Source organism: Haladaptatus halobius (assembly GCF_020618475.1).
GTDB classification, from domain to species: domain Archaea; phylum Halobacteriota; class Halobacteria; order Halobacteriales; family Haladaptataceae; genus Haladaptatus; species Haladaptatus halobius.
The window spans coordinates 1368188-1392236 of the sequence record NZ_CP085336.1 but is presented as its reverse complement, the minus strand read 5'-3'; the positions used below and the strand labels follow the sequence as shown (position 1 = coordinate 1392236).

General features: G+C 53.7%; 21 protein-coding genes and 1 pseudogene. 8 read left to right on the top strand and 14 right to left on the bottom strand.

Annotation, left to right across the window (positions count from 1 at the left end; translation table 11 throughout):
* Positions 1-36: 36 nt before the first annotated feature.
* Positions 37-360, bottom strand: a complete 324-nt coding sequence (locus LIW51_RS23930; protein WP_227377588.1) for a hypothetical protein — start codon at positions 358-360, stop codon at positions 37-39.
* 581 nt (positions 361-941) lie between these two features.
* Here LIW51_RS23930 and LIW51_RS23925 point away from each other — a divergent pair.
* Positions 942-2807, top strand: coding sequence for a cation:proton antiporter domain-containing protein (locus tag LIW51_RS23925; protein WP_227377587.1), 1866 nt, complete (start codon positions 942-944; stop codon positions 2805-2807).
* A gap of 78 nt (positions 2808-2885) precedes the next feature.
* Here LIW51_RS23925 and LIW51_RS23920 read toward each other — a convergent pair whose 3' ends face one another.
* The 3 genes from LIW51_RS23920 to LIW51_RS23910 all read right to left on the bottom strand — a co-directional run bounded on the left by LIW51_RS23920 (position 2886) and on the right by LIW51_RS23910 (position 5409).
* Positions 2886-4130: a cation:proton antiporter gene (locus tag LIW51_RS23920; protein ID WP_227377586.1), complete on the bottom strand. Its 1245-nt coding sequence runs from the start codon at positions 4128-4130 to the stop codon at positions 2886-2888.
* 107 nt (positions 4131-4237) lie between these two features.
* A complete protein-coding gene (locus LIW51_RS23915) occupies positions 4238-4645 on the bottom strand; it encodes an NAD-binding protein (RefSeq protein WP_227377585.1) in 408 nt (135 codons plus the stop codon).
* A gap of 284 nt (positions 4646-4929) precedes the next feature.
* On the bottom strand, positions 4930-5409 hold the full coding sequence (locus LIW51_RS23910) for an Lrp/AsnC family transcriptional regulator (RefSeq protein WP_227377584.1): 480 nt from the start codon (positions 5407-5409) through the stop codon (positions 4930-4932).
* 85 nt (positions 5410-5494) lie between these two features.
* On the opposite strand from LIW51_RS23910, the gene LIW51_RS23905 reads away from it, so the two are divergent.
* Positions 5495-5932, top strand: coding sequence for a hypothetical protein (locus LIW51_RS23905; protein WP_227377583.1), 438 nt, complete (start codon positions 5495-5497; stop codon positions 5930-5932).
* A gap of 338 nt (positions 5933-6270) precedes the next feature.
* Here LIW51_RS23905 and LIW51_RS23900 read toward each other — a convergent pair whose 3' ends face one another.
* Positions 6271-7128, bottom strand: a complete 858-nt coding sequence (locus LIW51_RS23900) for a DNA-binding protein (RefSeq protein WP_227377582.1) — start codon at positions 7126-7128, stop codon at positions 6271-6273.
* Between the two features lie 266 nt (positions 7129-7394).
* On the opposite strand from LIW51_RS23900, the gene LIW51_RS38720 reads away from it, so the two are divergent.
* Together LIW51_RS38720 and LIW51_RS23895 are read left to right on the top strand one after the other, a co-directional pair.
* On the top strand, positions 7395-7523 hold the full coding sequence (locus tag LIW51_RS38720) for a hypothetical protein (protein ID WP_255767535.1): 129 nt from the start codon (positions 7395-7397) through the stop codon (positions 7521-7523).
* 213 nt (positions 7524-7736) lie between these two features.
* A complete protein-coding gene (locus tag LIW51_RS23895; RefSeq protein ID WP_227377581.1) occupies positions 7737-9026 on the top strand; it encodes a PQQ-binding-like beta-propeller repeat protein in 1290 nt (429 codons plus the stop codon).
* A gap of 926 nt (positions 9027-9952) precedes the next feature.
* Here the strand turns inward: LIW51_RS23895 and LIW51_RS23890 are convergent.
* The 6 genes from LIW51_RS23890 to LIW51_RS23865 form a co-directional block, all read right to left on the bottom strand.
* A complete protein-coding gene (locus tag LIW51_RS23890) occupies positions 9953-11458 on the bottom strand; it encodes a primase-associated protein (protein WP_255767534.1) in 1506 nt (501 codons plus the stop codon).
* Positions 11455-12354, bottom strand: a complete 900-nt coding sequence (locus LIW51_RS23885) for a bifunctional DNA primase/polymerase (protein ID WP_227377580.1) — start codon at positions 12352-12354, stop codon at positions 11455-11457. Before LIW51_RS23885 ends, LIW51_RS23890 begins: the two co-directional genes overlap by 4 nt.
* Positions 12351-16556: an ATP-binding protein gene (locus LIW51_RS23880; RefSeq protein ID WP_227377579.1), complete on the bottom strand. Its 4206-nt coding sequence runs from the start codon at positions 16554-16556 to the stop codon at positions 12351-12353. Before LIW51_RS23880 ends, LIW51_RS23885 begins: the two co-directional genes overlap by 4 nt.
* A 32-nt stretch (positions 16557-16588) precedes the next feature.
* Complete coding sequence (locus tag LIW51_RS23875; protein ID WP_227377578.1) at positions 16589-18808, bottom strand: VirB4 family type IV secretion system protein; 2220 nt, start codon at positions 18806-18808, stop codon at positions 16589-16591.
* Positions 18809-19699, bottom strand: a complete 891-nt coding sequence (locus LIW51_RS23870) for a TraC-like domain-containing protein (protein ID WP_227377577.1) — start codon at positions 19697-19699, stop codon at positions 18809-18811.
* 186 nt (positions 19700-19885) lie between these two features.
* On the bottom strand, positions 19886-20278 hold the full coding sequence (locus LIW51_RS23865; RefSeq protein WP_227377576.1) for a hypothetical protein: 393 nt from the start codon (positions 20276-20278) through the stop codon (positions 19886-19888).
* A 133-nt stretch (positions 20279-20411) separates the two neighbouring features.
* Between LIW51_RS23865 and LIW51_RS23860 the strand changes: the two genes are divergently transcribed.
* Positions 20412-21044 (top strand): hypothetical protein, encoded by a 633-nt coding sequence (locus LIW51_RS23860; protein WP_227377575.1) that lies wholly within the window; start codon positions 20412-20414, stop codon positions 21042-21044.
* Between the two features lie 44 nt (positions 21045-21088).
* On the opposite strand, the gene LIW51_RS23855 is transcribed toward LIW51_RS23860, so the two are convergent.
* Positions 21089-21382: a hypothetical protein gene (locus tag LIW51_RS23855; RefSeq protein ID WP_227377574.1), complete on the bottom strand. Its 294-nt coding sequence runs from the start codon at positions 21380-21382 to the stop codon at positions 21089-21091.
* A gap of 144 nt (positions 21383-21526) precedes the next feature.
* The gene (locus LIW51_RS23850) at positions 21527-21802 is read right to left on the bottom strand and encodes a DUF433 domain-containing protein (protein WP_227377573.1); all 276 of its coding nucleotides are present in this window, start codon (positions 21800-21802) and stop codon (positions 21527-21529) included.
* Between the two features lie 86 nt (positions 21803-21888).
* Here LIW51_RS23850 and LIW51_RS23845 point away from each other — a divergent pair, with 86 nt between their 5' ends.
* Positions 21889-22263, top strand: coding sequence for a helix-turn-helix transcriptional regulator (locus LIW51_RS23845; protein WP_227377572.1), 375 nt, complete (start codon positions 21889-21891; stop codon positions 22261-22263).
* Positions 22264-22966: 703 nt separating this feature from the next.
* Complete coding sequence (locus LIW51_RS39475) at positions 22967-23224, top strand: type II toxin-antitoxin system RelE family toxin (RefSeq protein ID WP_227377571.1); 258 nt, start codon at positions 22967-22969, stop codon at positions 23222-23224.
* A gap of 119 nt (positions 23225-23343) precedes the next feature.
* On the opposite strand, the gene LIW51_RS23835 is transcribed toward LIW51_RS39475, so the two are convergent.
* The gene (locus tag LIW51_RS23835; protein WP_227377570.1) at positions 23344-23580 is read right to left on the bottom strand and encodes a metal-dependent hydrolase; all 237 of its coding nucleotides are present in this window, start codon (positions 23578-23580) and stop codon (positions 23344-23346) included.
* A gap of 29 nt (positions 23581-23609) precedes the next feature.
* Between LIW51_RS23835 and LIW51_RS23830 the strand changes: the two are divergent.
* Positions 23610-23819, top strand: a pseudogene (locus tag LIW51_RS23830) (hypothetical protein); the annotation flags it as partial.
* Between the last annotated feature and the right edge of the window lie 230 nt (positions 23820-24049).

Sequence of the window (24049 nt, the reverse complement as noted above, 5' to 3'; positions counted from 1 at the left end):
AGGCGATGAATAGACGTGGCATATTCACCGAAAGGATTATTCGGTGTCGTAGATGTGGCCAATTTCAACGACGATGGGGATTCCACCAATTTGTTCGGGCAATTCGAGTGCGTCTGCCGAGGCTTCATCAGAAACGAGCACATGAATTGTCTCCATAGAGAATCCACCGATAGTCTTCGGCCCCAAGCCCCGGTCAATAGACTCCACGCCCGGCTTATGGAGGTAGGTTTCAACGACCTGGTTTTTGATTTTCTCTGCGTAACGGACTTGTGCTAACCAAATCGCATCAACTTCCGACCACGCGACGACATCATTTGAATCAGGTGGAAAAGACTTGAAGGGAGAGTCGGAGAATCGCAAGCCCAAGCGATCCAACAACGATACCAAGGATAATGAGGTGCTGTCGATCTACTCTTGAGGTATGTGAAGCCGCAGAAAGAGTGATCAATATGAACCCACTGACGCTCAGACAGACTCCACAGATGGAGAGCAAGAAATTGAGGATCGGGTCACGCTCGACGACAAATAGAGGATATGAGTAGGTGAGCCCCTCTATTGTCAGAATGATGAACCCTCCAATCCCGTAGATAGCAAGTCCGAGTATCGCCATCTCAGTCCCTATGATCATAATCCTGAGGATCGACCTGAGTAGTCGAATATGCCGTGGTTTCATTGGTATCTTGACTCAGAACGACAATTCTCGTATCGTTCGTGATTTTTGATTCAATTCACATTTCGGGTATGTAGTTTACTATTTGGAATCGAAGCGGTATCGAATAATAAAGGTCTATGGTGGATCAACAGAGCATATCATGTATGACAATCGTGCGCAGTCGCATCCCACCAGCTGGTTCTCCTCGATTTGGATGCGATTCTATTAGCGTCAATGAAGCAGGGCCACCACAACCACGTGCGTCAGTTGACCTCGGAGCGAGTGTCCTATGAGTGCCGTTGGCGTCGGACCGCTTGTCGCACTCATCATTGCCCTTGGGGTTGGTACGCAGGTACTCGCCAACCGCTTTCAGGTTCCGAGTGTCTTGTTTCTCATTCTGACGGGCATTCTCATTGGGCCAGAAGTACTGGGGCTAGTGTCGCTCAATACCTTCGGTGAGTCGCTCGGGACAATTGTTGGATTGAGCGTCGCCATCATCATGTTTGAGGCGGCGTTCCACCTCAAAGCCGAAAAATTTCAGGAAGCCCGAAACACCACGTTCCGGCTTATCACTATCGGGGCGGGTATCGCCCTCGTCGGAACAGCACTCGCCGTTCATGTCTTCCTCAATGCACGGTGGGAATTATCGTTTCTCGTTGGGGCTCTCCTTGTCGCAACCGGCCCTACAGTCATTACGCCAATCCTCCAGATCGTACACGTCCGGAATCGTGTGGCTGCTGCACTTGAGCTTGAGGGTGTCACCAACGACGTGACTGCCGCAATCTTGACCGTTGCCGTCTTCCAGTTCATCGTCACGCCAGAATCGGACTTTACCGCCGTCATCGTCTCGTTTATCCAACGGCTCGGGACGGGAGTGCTGATCGGGATCGTCGTCGCGGCGATCGCGTGGTACTTGCTCGAACATGTCGATTTTTCTCCGGATAACGCACCGCAGGAAGCACGACTCATTGCACTCGCCGCCGCCCTCGTCGCGTTCACGAGTGCCAATGCCATCGCGAGCGAGGCTGGGATCGCTGCCGCAGTCACAGCGGGGATTATTCTGGGCAATGCAGATCTCCCCTATGAGGAAAATATCGAGGAATTTAAGGGCGATATTTCGCTTATTGTCCTCTCGTTCGTCTTCATTACACTCGGAGCATTGATCGACTTTGATGCCCTGCTCACGCTCGGACTCGGTGGAATTGCGGTGGTAATCGCGGTCGCCCTGATCATCCGACCGCTCGTCGTAGGTGTTGCGACACTCGGAAGCCGGATCACACATCGGGAGCGCGTCTGGATGATAGCCGTCGCTCCGCGAGGGATCATTCCTGCTAGTGTCGCGACCTTATTTGCCCTCCAATTGCAATCCCAAGGATTGACCGATGCCGCAACGCTCCTCACGGGCACTGTCTTCCTCGTCATTCTCACGACGGTTGTGTTCGAGGGTGGCTTCGCCAGACATATCGCCCAGGCGCTGGACGTCATACCCATGCACGTCCTCATCGTTGGCGGTGGACGCGTTGGCCGCGCGCTTGCCGAACGTCTTGAAGACCGGGGAGAAAACGTTGTCATTCTCGATATCGACGACGACGTCATTCGGAGAGCCCGCGATGCTGGTTTCACTGTCGAGCGTGGTGATGCGACGGATCTTGACGTCCTTCGCCAGGCCGGTGCAGAAAACGCGAAGATTGTCGTTGCGGCGACCGGCGACGATGACGTAAATCTGCTTGTCGCACAACTCACGAACACGTCGTTTGACGTCGAAACCATCCTTGCCCGTGCGAACAATCCGTCGAACGTAGATGCATTTGAGGAGCTCGGCGTACGGACGATTTCATCCGGACTTGCAGTCGCGTGGGCCTTGGATAACGTTATCGAACGGCCAGCTCTGTCCAATTGGATGACGGAAGTGGGCCGTCAAGGCGATGTCCAAGAAATCGAAGTAACCGCCGAAGATATCATCGGAAAGTCAATCCGAGAGCTGAACCATGAAATCCCGCGTAGCTGTCATATTGCTTTAGTAGGACGAAACGGTGACACGCAAGTTCCGAATCCAGAGTTCGAACTTAAGCAAGGCGATCACCTCACGTTTCTCGGGCGAAAGGAAGCCGTCAGAGAAGCTATTGAACGGTGTCATCCCGACATGGGGTTCTAAAACTGATTCGTCTACGATATTGGATTATTATCTAACATTCTTTCTGTGACAAAAGCAGTCGACGATGATGCCGTCGGGTTAGTCAGCTTTGGCTTCGATGGGATCACGTGTATATACTAGTTCATCGGTTCGGTTGAGCCAGTCAACGCCCCATTTGACCGTCACTGGCACCAACGAGGTCGTGAACATCGCCAGGAACACGAGGATCGAGAATAGCCCTTGGTCGATGATGCCGTTTGAGAGCCCGATCGATGCGATAATGATCTCAACAGTTCCGCGGCCGTTCATCCCAAAACCGATAACGAGCCCTTCACGGGAGGTGAGCTTTGTCGGTAGGGCGAATAGCCACGAACCTACAATCTTCCCAACAAACGCCACAGTGACCAATAGAACGAGCAATCCCAGGTTCTGCGTGAAGACATCGAGGGTGATCTGGAATGCGACCGTCACGAAGAAAATCGGGGCGAAAAAGCCGATGGCGAGGTCGTACATGACGTTGTGCATGTGCTCGTAGAACTCCTCGTGCAGATCCGCCTGTCGCAAGAATAGCCCTGCCATGAACCCGCCGATGATCATGTGGAGGCCAGCTAGGTCGGCGAGTTCTGCGAAGACGAGCGCGACGAGCAATGCGATGGAGAATGCAGTTGTCTTATCGACGAAGCCGTAGCGCTTACGAAGCGTCTCGAATCGGCTCCACACGTGCGGGAGGAACCGGTAGCCAATGAACAGCGTAATGGCGAAGAACGCAATCGCTTTGAAGAGAATAAATCCAATCGTGGCCGCGTCAACTGATCCAGCCTGGATGAAGCCGAGGACACCCGCGAACACGACCAACACGCCGACATCGGAGACCAGCGCGCCACCGAGGAGGATGCTGGCTATCCGCGTGTCAAGAATGTCAAGATCAACAAGTATACGCGATTTCGTGGCGAGCGACGTGGCGGCCATCGCTAGTCCGAGAAACAGTGCGCCGTCGACGGTCGCGATGGTGAGCACTCCGCTTATGTATCCGAGCGCAAACGGAATGACGAATGCGCCGATAGCGACGACGAGTGCCTGCGGGCCTAATTCAAATAGATCGTCAAGGTCGACTTCCATTCCGACATACACCATCAGAAGGAATATGCCGAGTTCCGCAAAGATATCGAGCGTATTCGAAGGGTGAAGCAGCCCGAGAATCGGAGGGCCAAAAACGAGTCCGGCGAGCAATTCACCCATCATCGCTGGATAGCCGACTCGCTCGGCGATGGCACCACCGATCCACGCCAGTACAAGAACAAGCAGCAGATTAAGAAGATCGATTTGCGATGCTGCTTCGACCATTTTAGCACCTCCTGTAGACGATCGTCATTAGTTGGCTCTTTGACGGTGAGCCGTCGAGACGGTCAGGCAGTGCTACTGGTTGGTTGTTTTTTACGAACATTTGTCTCTCAGTGTCGTTGTTTTTCGGAAAGTACGTCCTCAATCGCAGTCGTCAGCGCCTGCGTTGAACACACGGTTTCAATCTCTAGTTCGTCCAACGGCTCCAAGTTCTGGGGTTGATTAACGAGGACGATGAGATGCTCCGTATCGAACGTTACCCGCAATAGCTGCGCGATAAGTAGATTTTTGCTATCGCTGTCAGTGGCAACGATAACGGTGTGTGCTTGTTCGAGACCAGTGTCAGAGAGCGACTGAATATCCAAGATATCTGTTTCATGCGCATCGATGCCTACATTCAGCGCTTGTTCGATAGTGGCTGAATCGTCTTCGAGGAACACGACGGCTATCTCTTGTGCAAGGAGACGCTCTGAGAGTTTTTGGCCGACGTGCTGCCCTCCGATGATTATTGTCTCCATGAATCTAGCTCAAACCGATGATCACGACCCCCACGTGCGTCGTCTGAACGTGTATCTCGGCGGACTGTACCGGCTGGTCTTCGATTGGTTCATACCCGACTAGAAAGAACGTATAGTGAAAAAGATAGCGGCCATAATCACGAATCGGTATTCATTACCCTATTTTATACCGATATGGTATCAACCTCCAGCATATCGAGTCTATTGTTTTAGTAAACCAGTACCGCTGGCAACCAGCATAAAATCAAAAGAATTCGTTTGGTCGCCTGTTTGTGTAACCGTATCTACCAATCGAGATCATCTCGAGCAAGGAAACCACGATAGGGGCAGACATACTCGTTGCGAATGATTTGTTCGTCTTCTATGTCGAGTCCTAGTTCATAGAGATCTTGCCCAATACGGCTCAGATCGTCGTGATCTGTGCCGATTATATTAATATAAACATTGTTATGCCCGTTCATGATCTCGCGCACTGCTTCGACACCAGGAATATCGCGTGCCTGTCGGGCGAGTTCTTCACGCTGCGGTATCGGTGCAGAGCAGACGAGCTTCGCATGTAAGGGGAGGCCAGCGGTCTCATAGTCAATAGCGACGTGATAGCCAGTAATGATGCCTTCTTCTTCGAGTCGCTGAATGCGTTTCCGAACCGTACTGGCCGAGACACCCTCTCTCTCGGCAATATCTCCGGACGAGGTATGCCGCGAGTCTTGTTGTAGGGCGTAGAGAATGGATCGATCAAGTTCGTCGAGCGTTCCGTCCTTCATCGACCCACACTAATGAGAACACTCTAATGAATGTTGCTGGATGTCTATCGCTATACCTGCTGTGTGAGGCAAGTACTGTATATCCATGACCGATGTTGCGGGCGTTACTAGGGAGAATATAGACCGCTTTGAACACGGCCGCGTTCGGGACGTACTCGAACTCCTAGTAGAAGAGCGATTCAACCCTGACCACGACCGCTGCCCGCACTATCTGAATATAAATGGCCACCTCTATGTCGGAGCCGATGGGATACACCGGACTATCGCGCTGAAAGCGACCGATGTCAAGGAAATCAAGGCAGACGTAGACACGCCTGTCGTCCCCAAGCAGGAATACGAACGGTGGACAGACCGACGTGACCGAGGTGCCCTTCGGCCCCTTCCAGGTGACCCGAATCCAGAAGCGTATATAGAGCAGCAGTCGGACGATACGAGCGGTGAGAACACTGACCAATCCAAGCCGAACCCGGATGAGCAGGGATTATTTTCGCGTCTCCATGGTTGGCTTGGAAAATGGTGGTAAATAATCGACTCCAATGTATCCGAATCAGGTAGTCTGACCCAATCCCACTTGGCGTGGATCACTCCGGTTTTCAAGTGAATTCCATTTTAGCAGATAGTCAGCATCAACCTCCTTGGCAGTCTGCTGGTGACACACCAGATTTCCGGAGTAACTAGGCAGTACACAGCTGATAGACATCCTCTCTTGACACAATCATTCTCGCCCCCATAGATAGAACAGATTAGATCTGTTCTCGAGGTCGTGGCTGCGCGCACAGCGAAGCGAGCACGGAGCGGAGGGTGGGGCGGCGGGGCTAGGGTCGGTTCGGTATACAATAAAAAGTAGCTCACGCTACCCGGCTACTCCCACCAGCGCCCGCGCTCGGGGATGTGAACTGCACTCCAGCCAGTTACCGCCACCGAGACGCGCCCCTCGTACCAGTTTATCGCAACTGACCGCAACTGCACGGTCTCTCCCTCTCGAACCATCGTCTTCCGCGACGCTCGCCACACAGTGAATTTGATACGACCACTCTCGTCTTCGATCAGTCCAACTTGCTGGATCTTCGGACTCCCAGGTGTCCAAAGCTGGGTTACCGTCCCTTCGATGCTCACTTCTTTGCGATTCACATCTTGCACATCCGCGATCGGAATGACTTGCCCGGGGGCCGTCCGCAATTCTTCGTACACCCCGACGACTGCACCCATCACGCTTGTCCCATCCACGACCCGCTCAGCTAACTGCCGACTAATCGCTGCTCGCGACCATCCATTGAGTTTCTTTGCTAACCGCATCGCCTGCTTGTTCACTGCCGCCAACTGCTCTTGAGCCAACTCCTCTCGAGGATCTCCTCTCTCCGGATCACACCACGGATCCACGCTTGCCGCCCGCTCCTGGAACGCATAGCGCCGCTCTCGACTCACTGCTTTCGATGCTCGCCGACACTGCACTTCCCGCTTCGAATCCTGTGTCCGATCCCATCGTTCACGCGTTCGTGTGATTTCCATCTCTCGTGCCACCAATCGCTCTTCTGCCGCTAACGTCAGTCCACGCCCAACCCCATCGGGATGATTTGTATCGACTTTCCCTTGGATCGTCTGCTCAACCGACGGCCGCAGCTCGGGTGTCTCCTCAACACTCTCGAATTGCTCTTCGTCGCATTCAATCGCCTGTTCGTCAACCGAAACTATTTGACCGATCGTCTGTTTACTACTCATTGGAATTAACCCGAATTCCGAAGGCGCGTCCACTACCGCGTCTTTTCCGACACTCGCCACTACACGAGTCACATCTCTACACTGCACAACGCATCCATTCCCCTACGCGCGCTCGCTTGCGCCTTCGCGAGCGACCCTTGGGCGCGAAGCGAGCGCGCGTTTTCGAAGGGAGCTTTCCAGCACCGCGCGGCGATCCGCCCGGAGCAAGCGTCTAGCACACAAGCCGGTTTCGTGTCCGTCGACCAGCGGGAGACGAAACCGACAGCGTGCTTGGTGCTGGCGTCGAAACCAGATGCCCGGAACGGCCGGAGGCCGCACGCCCGGACTGGTCGGTCGCGAGCGACGCGGAGGGCGGCATGCGACGAGCGGGGCGGGCCGGAGAGAACCACCAGTAAAACAGTGAGCACCAAATCTCGACTATCCCCTCCGGATGGGATTGAAAGGGGCCGTGCGCTCGTCGAGCGAGACGACGTAAGCACCGCAACAAAGTGAGGAGCGCAGCGAGGCGCAGTCGTCGAGCGCACGGGGGCTTTCGAGGTGATACTGAACCGACTAGCAGCTGTTGGTCCCACCAGAAAACGTTTACCATGGTCGTGTCGACACATAGCATGGCTCCACTGACGCGTCGCTCTCTCCTCCAACAGATGGCGATTGGAGGTGGGATAGTGAGTGTGAGCGGATGCATCGCTCCGACTATCCCAGGACTTTCGAACGGGAAGGCTGTTCCAGCGCCGTTCACAAATGACGCATACAAAGCGAGCTACGTCCCAGACGGTCGCTGGGTAGTTGAAGGCCATGACGGAGGACGAACCAAATATACTGAGTCAACACTCCCCCATGGCGATGTTGGCGTCGCGTGGCTTCGCCGTCCAGGCACGGACCCTCATGGAGCGACGCCACTAATTGTCGGTCCGAATCGTGTCTATATCGGCTATACTGAATCATCAACAGACGCTGACAATCCAGATGCCTATCTTGCTGGGTTCGATGCGCAAACTGGCGACCAGCAACTCGAAAAACATCTTGACACGGGTCGAACTGTGGGGCTCGCAGTGGCTGGTGACAGACTGCTTGCTGTGACCCGAAGCCCAGACTACGACCAGGCAACCCTGACGGCTCTCACGCGGAATGGTGCGATCCAGTGGACCGACACGCTTCCGGACGTGACTGGCTCGCCAGCAATTGTGGACAGAACGTGTTACGTGGCGACGCGAGACGAGGATAACGCCGTGTACGCCTATTCGCTTGATGGCACCCGACAGTGGCGAACATCCATCGATGGGCAGTGCTACACGGCGACCTGCGCGGATCGCGACGGCGTCTACGTCGGGTTAACGGACGGCCGTATTGCGGCGCTTGATGCGACCACTGGTGAGCAACGGTGGAGCAAACAGATCGCCACACCAGATGAGTGTTGTCCGGACATTCAGGGCACCCCCACGGTAGCCGACGGGCGTCTGTACGTCCCGGGCATCGCCGAGGAACTCGTCGCAGCCGATACTGCCGATGGAACTGTTCTGTGGCGGACGACCACTGTCGACGAGGACTACGGCAACGCGATCCCCTCACCAGCAGTCACGGCGGACACTGCGTACGTAAACACCTATCATGGAGGGCTCGTTGCAATCGATATCTCGGACGGGTCGATTCGCTGGCGATCAGCCGAGAATGGGTACAATCAACCCCCCGCTGCCGGTGACGGTAGTGTGGTCGTTCCACGGAATGACTCTGTTGTTGCCTACGAGATGAGTGACAGCCATGCGTGGACGATTGAGATCACAGTCCCTGATATCGGGATGGCGGCCTACATCATGGATACAGAAGTCGCACTGGCACACGGGATGTGCTACGTTGGGGTCGCTGATGGTCGGCTCTATGCAATTGGAGCTCGTGAGTAGTTTGAACGTTTTGATACCGATTTTGCTTCGAGATCACGAGGTCACACGGGCCTTCTTCCACACTGCGAAAGACCACTTCAGCGTCCTCAACAGGGTCATCATCCATACCTCCTTACAGTCCAACCACAAAGAATTCCGTCACTCTTGTTAGTGCAAATAGACCGTCTCAATATGCTCTAAATATGATAAATGACGATGGAAGCCGGCGATTATACTGCTCACGATACTGGGGTACCAGTCGATTCAAGCCATGGTAGTATGTCTTCACTTGACCGACGACGAATACACGCACTTTGCTCAAAATATACTATTGTTGAAATAATCGGTTGGTAGAGACTGCGATCTCATTCACGGGAGGACCGTTCATTGGTTGACCTCCCATTTTTATTCCTCGCTGTCGGATCGCCACCCTTCTTTGTACGATCCCAAATGCTCGAATCTCTTCCTTCCTATTATTGATACTTCCGTGATCTCGGCAACCTTTGCTCTCCCTCGCAATTCAGCAATTATATACTCTCCACCTGCACCCCTGTACCCCCCTATTACTTTGGAAGAATTTGGAGGTGCAGATCGGTCTCTGACAATTTTAAAATTGCGCATAGGTCCGTAGGGCTGGTTTCCAGCCGTAAAATCCAGCCTTAGGATCTTCTAGGGCAGTTCTGAATTGTAAATGCAGCCTTACAGCGTCTCAAACCGCTACTAACGCCACTTCTCAATTCGCCACTCAATTATGTAACTCATCCATCCTTAGGCTTCAAATTTCTTGTTACTATTCCAACCTTAGGATTCGGGGGCTAAAACCGTTGAGGAGCCGAAAATCCTTGCATAGAAGAGCTAAATCCAGCCTTAGGTTTGCAGCATTGTCGCCAACTGGAAAACGATGACTGACATTTGACTATTTTGTGGTAGAGTAGTCCATTTCCGGTTCAATTAGTTCCCGATGTCGATTGACTATCGAGCTGCTCGTACATTTCGTCTTGGAACGGAAGGCTCCCATAGATTGAGTACGGACACTGATCGCGCCCGATACAGTAGCGCTGCATATCATCGTTCGAACAATTCATTGGAAGGGGAATCTCGCCGTCGATCTCGTTCTCAAGTTCGTATCGAATCTGGTACTCCGTTGTCTCGTCATCGTACCAGGACCACCGGGAAAACAGGTCTTTCACATCACTGACGAATTCTGCTGTGCTTGCGTCTCGATACTGCGGCAACCACCATGCCATCCGCACGAGATTAAACAGGTCTTTGCGGACCGGTTTTTTCTCCTGGAGCCGTTCGTCCATCGCCGCCAGGCAGGGAAGTTCAAAGAGGTCCTCGAGATCGTCGATATGAATCGGTTGTGCGCCATCGCTGTACTCGGTAAGTGTATAACGATTTTGCCAGGCCTGTTCGACAGTTACGCTCGCGTGATTTTGCATCGCGGAGAGGATATTCCCGAGGCTTCGTGGGGTCGAAATCGCGTCACAAGCGTGTTGTTCCCACAGTTGATCGGGCTCATAGGCGTCCAATGCATCATAGAGTTCTCGTGCTGTCTGCGATTTGCCCAGCTGCGCCGTGTCGGCATCCGCAGCTTTGACAGCGTTGATGATCGTCAGCAAATCCCGCTTCTGTCGGCTCCAGTTCTTCCAAAGGCGATGGGTCTGGCCTGCCTCGAAAAAGCGGTCGATCCGCTCGGTAATCGCCGACTCATTTGCCGTCAGCCAACTTCGTTGCTCGGGCGTGAGCGCTTCATCTTGAGCTGTGAGGAGTCGTCCAAACGCATCTTCGGCATACGACCGATACTTCCGCATGAAATCAGAGACAGGCACATAGAGGTGGTTGTCGGCAACGTGTGCTTGGATCTCTCCCTGTTGATCGTCGTCACGATCAGTGCGTGCCAAGCATTTCCGCGAGGCAGCGACAAGTGGTATCTCAAGATAGTATCCGTCACCGAACGCAGGGCGTGTCGTGATGTCTGTACAGACGCGCCCAGAGTGAGGACCGTCTTCACCAGGCTCTTTCGCATAGAGGATTTCGGCGATCTCCTGGTGAAGGGTGAAATCATCATACTCGCGAATGAGCGAGCCGATGTTGTTCACATAGAGTTCGCGCAGATCACCGAGCAGAGCGAGATGCCGAGGCGGTGTCTCTTCGAGTTTGGGATGATCCATGATACAGACTGCACCAAGGGTTGTGAGTACTGCGAGCATTCCTGGATCATCAACATACGGTCGCTCTGCAGCCTTCCGGCGTGTGCTTGGAGCAAATGCATCACACGTGAACCGCTCAATATCCGCGAGCAACTTCTCTGTTTCTTGTGTATCATCAACCATCCAGCGCTGATATCCACGCTCGAATAACTGTGTGAGCTGGAATTGTCCTTCATCGCGGGGTAGTGCTGCCACTCGATACGCCATATATTCGTCGTTTAGCGGTGTTGTTCGGCTCATGCTTCGAGAAAATTGGGGACGGCTTCGGTTCGGAAGTCGAAATTCGGACTCTGGATTGGTTGGACGACCCGCGAGACATCGGCGTGCAACGAGTATGGTAGGCGCAATACGCGGCGGCGGTCAGCCGTGACAACCGGATCAATCGGGATCTCGTATTCATCGAGCAGCAGGTCGTTGATCACTTCCCGACTCTGTTCGTCGTAGCGGTGCTTGCGGTCGGTATCAAGCAGATAGACGTGACATCCCTGTCCCGAGTAGACAACCATCGTTTCCGTGGCCGCAAAGTCGTCCTCGAAGATCTCCCGGACAGCAAATCCGTATTCGAGAGCCTGCTCGATATCCGCAAACGTATAGGGGTAGCCCTCGGGTGCGCTGTCGAGAATGCCGGTATCTCGTAGCGTGTCAAGTCCGACTGATTCCGTAGGCTCGGCGGTCGTTTCTGTCTGGGAAGTCGCTCGTCGTGCTGCAATGTCTTTGGCGTCGATATCGACGGCAAGGACCCACGGCCGCTCCCAGTGGTCAAGCGCATAATAGACCGCGTCGGGTCGCGGTTCCGAACGTTCGAGGAGATCCGGATCGGCAAGCGCGTAATCACTTCCGTGGAACGGATCGTGCCGAGCTGGATACTGGATGAACTCGACCAGCTCGTCTAGTGAGTCGAAGTGTTGTGCAACTCGATCACCCGAGTCGCTAGTCTGCCACGTCTCCCGACGGATGAACGTTCGATCAGGTGTATTCTGCTTCCGAACGGGGTATGGCTCGCGGAATGCGAGAGCGTATTCCTTTGGTCCCTGGACAGTAATGAACGATGGCAGTACGTCGGTTTTCCCTGGAAATGACTCCGTGTAGTAGGTATGAAGCTCGTCGCGAGTTGCTTTGCGCCACGTCGACGTCATCGCTCTGTGTCAACCTCCGTTTTGAGGCTCCGGAACGTATTCACAGCGGTCATGCCGGGGATTGCCGTTTGGCTAAGAGCGGCGCGAAGCGCACTGACCGTCTGTTTCTGGGTGGCAGTCAGCGAAAGATCGAGCGGACCGGTCTCGATGAGCGTGTCGATCACGTCGATCGCACACCCTCGATCTTCGAAAGCCCACGCAGCGTTTGCATCGGCCTTCGCGAGCTTTTCGTAATCAGCGACCACGGCGTCCGTATTATGACTCTTCGTTTCAACTTCGCCTACCCAACAAAGGTCGCCTGAAGCGTCAAATCCTGCAACATCGAAAACAGTCCCCGAGTCGTGTTGATAGTAGCGTTCAGTCCGGTCGACATCGTGGTACTGGACTAGCCACTGTTCAAGGAATACGACACCGGCCTTGTGCGGGGTTTTCTCGCCAAGATCGCCCATCCCTGGATTCACAGCCAGTGATCGGTCGAGGAAGGTTCGACCGGCTGGCAACACGGTGTAGTACGTCTGCCGGAATGCTCGATGTTTCTCGAGGAACCTCTTTTGTATGAGTGTCTCTACGTCGAGATTGGCAAACGGCTCGTCGAAATCGGCCATACTCTCTGTGAGCGAGTACTCCTCAAGCTGGTGGTTCATCGCATCAAGTACGAGACCGAGGAACGCTGCCTCATCGCGTGTCACACCCTCTGCTCGAAGCGTCGTATCGGGAATATTCGTAGTTGCTTCGCTGAAACGACCTGCTATTGTATCAAGAGCCTGTGTCTGTTCGGGTTCTGGACGTGGCTCTGACGTCTCTTCCTCCGACGGGACGGATTCAGCAGCAGGAGCATCGAGCGATGCAAACTCTTGGATAGAGATTTCAATGCCGTAGTCTTCAGCATGGGCAGCGATTTTCCGGAGTCGATCGAGGAGGTCACTGGTAGAGTCAGTCGTTTTGTGTGCCCGCCGAGCGGCAACGAAGACTTCGTCTTTTGATGCGAACTGACAGCAGACGCTCGCTCGTCGCTCCTCAGACGCCGTATACTCAGTGCCACAGAGAGCACAGACGTAGCCGTCGACATCTGCATCGTAGTGGACGTGCTCGGAGAGTGCAGCATCACTTGATCGTTCGCCCTCGTCGTCCGTGTCCCTCGGCTCTTCGCCTGCGTCTGTGATTCCCGCCTCTCCTTCGCTACTATGTCCATTCTGGATATCTGTCGCAGTCTGATCGGACGACGGGGGGTTCGGTGGGTCGTCGGGTGGTGACTGCTCCGTCGTCGGAGCACCGAACATGGAAGCGCGTCCGAAATCCTGTTCGTCACTCGGCCGGTCGCTCGCTGGTGTGTCTTCTGTGTCCGATGCTACCTCGCCGTCTGCAGCTGTGCGTGTGGCGTCACTCACACCATCTGCACCGAAGAAGGGTGTCTCGGCTGGAATGCCACCGTCGGCAGCTTCAGCGTCGGCTGTGTGCTCTTGAGACCCGTCTGTGTCTGCAGTGTCCGCATCACCCATCTCCACAAGTGTGTCCCGTGCATCAACATGCCCGATCTTGCTCGGACGACTGGGGATACTGCATTCGGTCTGGGTTCGTCGTCTGACCTGCGGACGGGCCATCTCTTCAAAGAGGTGGCGTGCGTCACCGGCGAGTGGCTCATCACTTTCCGGATGTCCCTCGGGAATTGGCAACGGAGCAAGCGAGAATGTTGTCGGATCTGTTTCGCCAAAGCCGGGACTCGGAAGTTGCACGATCCACTCGCCAGACGGCAACCGTTGTATCCGCTTGCTGAGGTCTTGTTTAGACAAATTCTCATGAGCCATCGATTTCGCGAGCTCATCGTCAACCTCGATGTTCCCGATGATTTTCGTCTTCACATTGTTCAAAATCTCTTTGTACGGTCGATTTGACCGACTGTGATCATTCACTTGGTCGGGGTACTGCATGATCAGGCCAAGGCTCACACCGAAGCCTCTGCCTTGGGGCAAAAACTCCTCATAGACGAGTTCGGAAGTCGCAACCGCTGCTGCCTCTTCAATGATAACGTTCGCAATCTTCTCGTCACTCGCCATTGGTTCTCCCTCGCCAGTCCTGCTCTCATCGGACCATCCCTGCGCAGCATCCCAAAGGTTGCTCAGCAGAACCATCGTCAGCGCGTTACGCGAGTCGGTACGCAAATCACCGATGTCGAACAAAATCACTGCATCTTCATCGAGGAAATGCCGAAAGTCGAAGACGTTTTCGGTGTATTTGTTGGCTTCGTCGTCCCACTCGGGAACGTGATTGAAAATCTGATAGAGATGTTCGAGTTCGACTAGTTTGTTCAGTCGATTCGCAGCCCCGCCCATCGACTGCTGGAACTGCGCTTCTTCCAACTCACATTGCTGGAATAACGCCCGCTCGATGTGGGCATTCTCCACACAAATTTCCGGGAGGATGCGTTCATGGCGCATCTGATACACGGCCTCAATGAGCGTATCCAGGCTGAACGCGTCTTGCCCGTACTCCTTATCAAACAATGCTTTGATCAAGAACGTCAGGATCTCGTTCGCAACAAATGCTCGATCGTGCGTTTCTGTCCCGAGAATCAGCCGCATGACTTCATGGAAGTGCTCGACGGTATCCTGGATTGCATCTTCGCGGCGCCGCCCCATCGCAAGCTTGGGACGGATATCGAAAAACGAGAACGCTGGGAGCATATCCGGCGCATCAAAGTGATAGACATTATCCAGCGTGTCGAATTTCGCATAATGGGCTTTGAGATAGTTTTCAACCATCGCATCGCCTTTCGACTCGAGCAGCACCGTTGGCCCGCCGACGTGCTCACTCAGTGTCAGCATATCATTCAAGACGCTTTTGGACTTTCCAGAGCCGGTCGAGGCGGCGCGAAGATAGTGAGTGATGAGCGTCGATATGTGAACGTACACCGCGTCATCAAGTGGCTGGTTCCGGTCTTTGAGCGGCAAACCAATCGCCATTCCAGGTGCTGACAACCGATCCAGCATCTCCGGTGCTGGCAGTGACAACGGTTGGCGGAGCCGCTCTTTGCCACGAGTCCCACGAGCACCCTCTGTAGTCAGTGCATGGGCACTCGGGACGGCTACGAAATTCGCGAGTTCGTCTGCATTCAAAATGAGCTGCGAGCGTTTGCGTCCTTGGCGTGAAATCTTGAGTGACCGATTGAGCAGCCGTTTGAGCTCTTTCTTTGCTGGGTCACGAATGTTGGTCAGTCCTTTCGTGAGACGCTTCCCGTCGAGTTCATAGTACGCCCCATCAAGATGGTTGAACGCGTTCGCAAGCGCGTCGACCTCACTCTCTACCGTTCCGATAGCCGTATCGTCTGCATCAGCAGGTGGCACCCCCGCTGCACGCATATTTACCAGAAACGTCTGTGAAGGGTTTTTCTGGTCGATGAGTGCTTGCCGGGAGGCAGCTCCTCCACTTGTGGCGTTTGGTGACTGTCGGATATTCTCCCCGATCTGCGGCGCGTCTCGACCACGCCGTCGATCGCGAATATGCTCCTCATCATAGCCCCGAAGCATATCATTGAAGCTAGTTTTTGCGGACTGGACGAACCCATCATGTTTCGTCTGAATATTCTCTTTGCGAGTATTGGCAACCTTCTCCCAGTCCGCATACCGAGTGAAGAGCACTTGCAAAACGGTGGGGGCACTCGCTTTCGCAAGTCGCTCGACCGCTGTTGCGAGCGGTGCCTTTGCTGATGCACTGTCGCCGTGCTGTGTCGCGTGGAGCTGGGAATACTGTTTTAACGGCGTCATCCAATCGTCCGAACGCGTTCCAATGCCCCGCCATCGGGCGGCGATTGGTGTTCGGTTCAACAGTTCCGATCGCGCATCATCGATCGACTGGGACTCGACAGTATCTGTGTCAGTGTTCTCCGCGGACTGCCCGAGCAGTTCCTCGGGCAGCGTGAGTTCTTCTTCTGATAGGTTGTAACTCGCTGGATAGGCGGTATTCAACTCCGAGCGAATTGTCGACAAGAGCGATTCATCAGTGGCACCGAGATAGAAGCGCACCGGTGTTTGATTCCCCTGGGTGAGTGCGAGAAATTCAAACGTCGGAGCATTTTTCCGCGGATCATATTTGACCTTCCAGCCAGACTTCAGTTTGCGCAGGCCGGCAAGGCGAGAGATGATATCGGAGGGTGTGACACGTTCGTGGGCTGGTTCGATTCGAATGTAGCGACGAGTGATTGTCATTGGTGGTGAATTGATTCCTGTAATTTCGTGCGTTAGCTGGTGGTCGGTGTAGATTCGCGAGCCTGTTCGAGCAGTGATTGAGGAATGTCGTACTCCTCGGCGCGTCCGTCCGCAAGCAAATAGGAAACATCGCTCGTGTCGAGCGCGTTCTGCTCGATCAGGTATTCCCACGGATCGAGGTCTTCGTCGAGCACGTGGACGGCAAACTCATCCACGTGCAACTGGATGCGCTTTTTCCAGTCGTTGACGAGCAACAAGCTCTCCGAGTGGGTTCCGTCTTCACCGGTCTGTGCAGAGGCGATGAATCGCTGTTCGTTGTGGGTAAGATCGTGGGCAGCGATCATCTCCTCGCTCACTGATTCGTGTCGGAAGATCTGCTTGATGTTACAGAGGTTGTAGATTTCGCGGGCTTTCTCGAGGGCGTCTGCAGACTGTTCGGTGGACTCAACCAGGAACTCATCCACCGTTTGGGAGATCAGCGTCAGGCCGGTGTTGAAGTGGCGACTATGCCGGATGAACAGGTCGATCAAATCCGTCGTGGCTGCTCGGCGCAAGAGATAATGTGCCTCATCGATCGTCACCTGCGTCCGCCGATCACTGCTTTGAGCCCGCTGGTAGATCCAATCGAACATCACGTGCATAAACAGCGGCGCTTGCCCCGTATCGGAGAACATCGACATATCGATGGTCACCAGCCGATTATCGAGTTCGACGTTCGTCCGCCCATTTAGATTCGCGTTCTCGCCGCCCTCTTGGAAGGCTTCGAGTCCAAGCAACAGTTGGTAGGCAAGCCGCTCGTCCGTCTCTCGGAACCGATCGGCAATATCCTGGACTTTCGAGGCAACTCGTCGCTTGTCGACGCCCTCGTGATAGTCGATGAACTCGGTTGGGTTGCCGCCATCAGCGATGTGTTCAAGGATGTTGATGATATCCTGGATAATCGGACTCGTGTTCTCGTGCGTTGTTGGATCCTCGGTGATACCATATTGATAGTATGCGAGCAGGATGGCACGCCGGAGAATCCCTTCTTGCTCATTCGTGAGCGACTGCCTATCTCCGGCAGCAAAGTGGAGGCGGAACAACTCCATCACTGACCGGTATTTCTTGAGGAAGGGATCCTCCACCACGTCGTCGATCCCACGACGGATTTCGAGCGGGTTAACCGTATTATCACCGCCAAAGCGGATGACTTGCCCACCAAGATCCTCTGCAAAATCGACGAAATCAGCCAGTGGATCCAGTACAAGTAGTTCGATTTCCGGATCCATCATCATGCGATGGAACATCTCGTACTTCTCCGCGAACGTCTTCCCCGAGCCTATCTCGCCAGCAATCACTTTCGAGTACGAGGAAAATCGGTAGCGATCCAAGAGAACGGGTGTATGCGTTCCGTCGAACCCATAGTAGACGCCTTCGTCATCGGCCAGTGCTGGCTCGATGAACGGAAACATGGTCGCGACAGCCGTCTCCTGCATGAGTTGGGTGGCTTTGATCGGATCGCTTCCGAGCGGTGCGAGAGCTTCCTGTGACTCGACTTGCCGTTTTTCGAGTGGAACGGCTTCCGTATTGGCCTTGGCAACGATCTCAAGCGCGCGTTCGGTCGCTTCATTCAGTTCTTGCTTGGAATCAGCGATGATCTCGAAGTAGATGGCAAAGCTGAACAGCTTCGTCTCGCCTTGGATAATGTCCCAGATGAGATCAGAGACCGCCTCGTGATCTGATTCGAGTTCGTGGGTATCACTCTGGTTTTTCTCGTCTTTCCGATAGAGGCGGGCGCGAAGTTGCGTGAGTCGCTTGCGGAGTTTCCGGAGAATTTCATGCGAATCACGCGGCCGGATGTGCTGTGTGACTCGAATATTGTCGTGAGTCGTATAGAGGTCATCAAGCCAGCCGATCGGAACACGCTCCGGATAACCATGGATCGTCATGGTGCGGACGTACTGGCCACCACGCACCATGTACCCTGACTTTAAGAGCTCCGATTGCTCGGTGATCTCGTGTGGGGCGATGATATCCCGATCGGCCAGCGACCGTTCCGTCTCGTCTTGGAGAACGCCGATGCGGACTTCACCGTCTTCAGCATCTTCGAGTTCGAGGAGATGTTGTGCCTGTTCGTGGATGTTTTCCTTGGACAACTCGTCGCCGTTTGCCTCGAGGATGGCCGTCGCTCGGTCAAAGACCTCATCATCGATTTCATCGAGTCCAGGATCACTCTTCAGGCCAGGAATGAGTGACCGAAGACGGGAGCCCATCTACACCACCCCCTCGGAGAAGGTCGCATGATCAAAGCGATCGAACTCTGGTTTCACGTGATTGTAGTAGTGATACAGGAGTTCCATCGTCTCCTGCCGAGTGCTGACAAGCTCCGTCGTGACATCTGTCCGTCCGAGTTTGTCGATGACGCGCCGCTGGCGATTGTGCACTTCGCGAATACAGAGCTCGGTTTCTGCCTTCTCGTGATTCTTGACCCACGGAAGGCGTTCGAGCACGGCTGCTCCAGCACGTCCAATCAGAGGAAGGCTACTGAGTTGGTTGAGCACGCTCCCAGTATCAAGATTTGTCGCCACCTGCGCGGCGTTGACGCGGATGACGATGTAGTAGTCCCGTGCTTTGATCCCTGAACCATCGATGTTGTCCTGCGCCCATTGGATGTAGTAGCGTCGTCCGTATTGGAGGATCGGAGATTGGCCACGTGCGGCGACGCTCGTCCCACCGCGGATGAATTTGTTGTAGTGTTCACCGAGATCGAACTCCCGGGGGTAGCACGGAATGGCGATCGCCCAGTCAAGCGCCATGAGGAAGGATATGTAATCGCTCATCACCTGCCGGCGCTGCTCGTAATTGAGTGTGAGCCAGTTCCGTGGCTTGACTTTCACGAGGCCAATGTAGTTGTCACCATCAACTGCAATCCCATCATCACGAACGTAATCAAAGCCAAGTTGCGCCTGTGTCGTCGTTTTCTTGTTGAGTTTGTCCTCAAGTTGGAATTGGTCGCGAGCACGCACTTCTTCACGAGCCGTTGGGAGGTCGGTGTCAATGTCCCCAAGGGCGGCATCCACCGCCCGGAGGACGTCAAGATCTGATTCAGGCCGCTCTCCATCAGTATTGAGTGCTCGATCGGTCATCCCCAGCGCTGTGCTCACGCTCGGCTTCTCAGTATCCGATGACTGCGGGGTGGATGATTCACTTCTATTGGACGTGGTGGCTGGAGCGTCTTTTTCTGACGTGGGTTCGGCTGCCTCAGTCTCATCTTCTGCGTTGTCTTGAGTGACTGACTGTGCAGGAGTAGCTGTGGGGGAATCGGTAGCAGGCGGTGGTGAATCCATGGTTCATTCCTGAGTGGAGTCGTGGTCGTCTTCCGCTTCGATCGTTTCGATGTCGAGGCCGACGTGGCGAACACCGACCTCGTCTTGGATGTGCATGATTTCGGTGGCGGGGCGTGTCCGCCGATTTCGGTAGGTCGTGGTGCCAAAGTAGTAGTGAGCACAGGCTCGCGCGTAGCTCAGCGGCCGTTGTGCGGCAGGCGTGATGAGGAGAATCACAACGCCGAGACCGAGCGCAATGCCAGTAGCGATGAGGAAGATGTCGCCACTCGCACCAAGACTTTGGGCGATCCCAAGGCCGAGGAACGGGAGGACGAGTGCTTCGCCAATGTCGCGGGCAGTCAGACCGAAGATGAACTTCGTGTTGATGATCTGGCCGGCGATTGGGAACGTTTCCATACGCTATTATTGTATGCTATATCTAGTTAATAATTACTCCTTGTATCGATTTTTGTTTTGGTTTTCACCAACAATAAGGTGTTCAAAATCGAGCTGATCACTACCGTCACCACCTTCTTACACCGAGAAGGGCATGATTGTGGTCTCGGTCTCTAGTTCAATGATGTTAAAAGCGATATCTCGGCCATGGAATCGGCGCGAAGTGTTATTGAGAGTAACTCCTAACCTCTCTCATATGGTCGTGTTTCCAGCTCGTGAGTACACGAGCTATGATGAGTTTGTTCGTGAATGGTGTGAAGCGACTCTTGCTGATGAGGAGTGTTCATTGGCAGAGGCGCGTGACCGTGGGTTGATTGACGAACAAGCGACACGGTTACGGTGGCAATTGCTCGGAGAACTCACCACTGATGAGCTACTCATCAAGATACCGAAGTGGCTTGCAAAGGAGAAAGTGGGGTTCACGGATGGTGGCACGCCGACCGAGTTTGTGGGGCGAATCGGCGATGAAACCGAGAAAGCGATTTTGTTCATCAATTCTGCACCAGCCCACTCGCTCATGAAACGCGCCCATCGCATTCACACCCTTGAAACCAGTCTCAAAGAACAACCTACTGAGGCGACCGATGCCGATCAACGGGCGTGGCTGCAAGATCGACTTACTGAGCAACGCAATCAGTATGCCACAGAACGAGAAACAACAGGGCTCAGCAAAGAATGGCTGCCGACATCACAAATCATCCGTGCAGTTCGACGTTCCAACCCCTGATTCGAGATATCCAGTTATCTCTCATTCCTGCCGCTAACCCGTCATCAGGCACGGTGTGATGCAAGGCTCTCGAATACCTTCTTTCCCTTTCGTGTTGCGAGTTCCGACGGTGGTGCAACGCGATATGCGAGTTCGGTTCGTTGCTGCTCATCGGATGGTGAGGTGGCACGAAGAATCGCGACCAACATTCCATCTTGTGAGCGCAAGAGGATTCCGTCCTCCGTGACTGACGACCGCAAGCCCTTCAATGTCTGCTGGACGAGTTCTTGGGCTTCCGCTGGCTCGATTGCGAGTTGCACGGTGTCAAATTCTGGCCGATCGCGAGTCGTTGCTGTCATGCTTTGTTTCCACCGGGACAGGCGTCTGTAAACCTATCATTCACATAAACCTGTGGACACGCGTTCTTCCCTGTCCAAGTTCTCTAAGTACTCGTTCAATGATGCGGCTAGCATGCTCATCCAGCAGGCTCTTCGCTGTGGCACTCACTGACATGATTCCTTCGGTTTGAGCGCGTCCACACCTACTCGCTCAAACGCAGCATCGTTTTCGCGTCTAAGATCATGCATCTCCTCGACGTGTGAGTAGTAGTATGAAAGAGCTTCATACACCTCCGCAAGTGTAAGATCAAGCTGGTCAGCAACATATGCAGGAGATTGGCTAATGTCAATTACTCTTGCTGCGATGTGACGAACACCAATTCGAGTCCCGTCAATTCGTGGTTCGCCACCGAGAACATCGTCGTCGCGAGTAATCGTCATGGGTCAAAATACGCCTCTCTTCTGAGCGCTAGTTCATTACTATATATGATAGTAGGATTTAAGTGGGAAACATTAGTCGCTCCGTTATGACTGACACGGACACAGAGAGAGATACCACCCCATCTGACACAGACGAGAGCAAGTCTTTGTCACTTGATTTTGCGACATACAATCTGCCAACAGATCTCACCGCGTTCCAAGCGCACCTCTTGTGTGTTGTCTATCGGTTAGGGCCAGCTGAGGGCGTTGAACTGCAGGAAGCCTTAGAAAAGCTGTATCCAGAGCCCATCAACCACGGCCGATTATATCCAGGCCTTGATCGCCTCGTTGAGAAGGGGTTGATCACCAAGCAAACAAAAGCAAGTGATAAGCGCCGCAATGCATATTCGACTGTCGATCGTGGAGATTGGGCAGTGGAAGAATACTACCAGTTTCTGCATGATATCGTTACACCTGAATAATCATCACATCACCAGAGTACTCGAGGCAAGCAGTCGTCGAGGATAATATGGACATTGCCTTGCATGATCGAAGGGGCACCAAACGGGGTGGTGGTAACGGGACACCTAGTATTTAGATTGCTATTGACTGGAAGAGTGTGACCCGTACAAGCAAGCCAACTGGACGGAAAGTGTCCTGGCCTCGAAAAAGGTGTGTCTTTCAGTCCGCGTCGGCCGCCGCCCCACTCCTACCGGTTGGGTCGGGGCCGAAATGGAGAATGAGGTTTGGTAGACTCTTGATTATGTTGCTATGCAAGCGACAAAGTTATGTAGCTAGAATGCGAACATTTCCATATTATGGGGGGTGCGCGAATCCGTCGTCTGATCAAAACCAGCGATGCAGCACAGACAACGATTCGCTGCGCGTTCGAGTTAACAGAGCCATACGAGGCTGCATCCACGTACTCTCCCTTCCGGAGGCTATCCAGTCACTAACGACGATCCGAACCACCAGAAGAAGCGATTCGACAATATTGACGATGGACACCTCACCCGACCCTAAACCGACAGAAAAGACGGATACACCGCTGCGAGAAATCGAGTATGAATAACTACACCACTTCCTTTTCGGCTGAGATCATCGCTGCACTCCGCCGAAGTGAACAGCAAGCAATGCGTAGTGAAACAACGTCACACGATGATATCAAACATCAATTAGGAATCGATGACCAAGATTAGGTGGACTGATGAAGCAGTTGAGTGGCTTGAAGAGCTTGACCTTCCAGTTCAAGAGTTGATCATAGCACGTCTCGATGACGTACAGAAGCAGGCAGAAGAGTTGGTTCTTCCACTTGATGAGTCACCATATGATCTGCTTCGAATTGGTGGTTATCGAGTGATCTGTTCGTGGGATCGCGACACTGATGTTCTCACTGTACTCCTTGTTTGTCATCAACAGTCTTTCTCCGATGTAACCACCTAATCACTCTTTCATATATTGTGACGCCGGAGCAGGCATCAAAAGACCTATAACTGCTGGTCATCGCTCTCTCTGTCGGCCTTATCACAGTCTACGATGGGCTTGATTCGGGTTTAATTATCTCACGAGAACGCTCCTGCAAACGGAGAGAGTGCAAAGATGACTGTACCCATCGCGAGCACGTCAAGCAGCAAGAAGACGGTGTTTGTGAGCGTGCTAGCAGCACGAAGGCGTGAAAGTGAGATCCACCGCCGAGAGAACGGAAGGAATGGCTGGATGCCACTGACCGTAATGATGTCGCCGGCGAGATGCACATAGATTCCGAGAACGCCAATTGCAAACCCAAGTCTGACGAGCATTCTGCAGTTTGGCGATACCGCAAGTGACTTTGATCGGTGACGCACACACCAACTCCTGCGAAAATCGGCATAGCTTTGTCCGCCAGTGGCTCAGCAAGTTACGAGGCGTCTCAAAGCATCATCTCCAAGGACACCTTAACTCCCACGCTCTGTTGCTGAATAATAACGCCGACTGGTTCAGCAAGATCCTGAATTACGACTCATCGAGATGCCCGTTGCTGTTTCGCCCGTTGAGATGACCTTCAGTTTAATCGACTCTGCAGTGTCAGTTCGACAATTGTCGTATAAAGATTTAATCCATTGTCGAACATGCCTGGACTTGTATGCGATGCCCAAAGTGCGATAAAAGACTCGTCACATTAGAAAAGTATCACGACAGAGAGTTCATTTGCGAATCGTGTGGGTATTTCTTGCCCAGAGGTTCTGATTAATTGTCTAAGAAAGCGGATATCCGCTGCATGACGGTGTA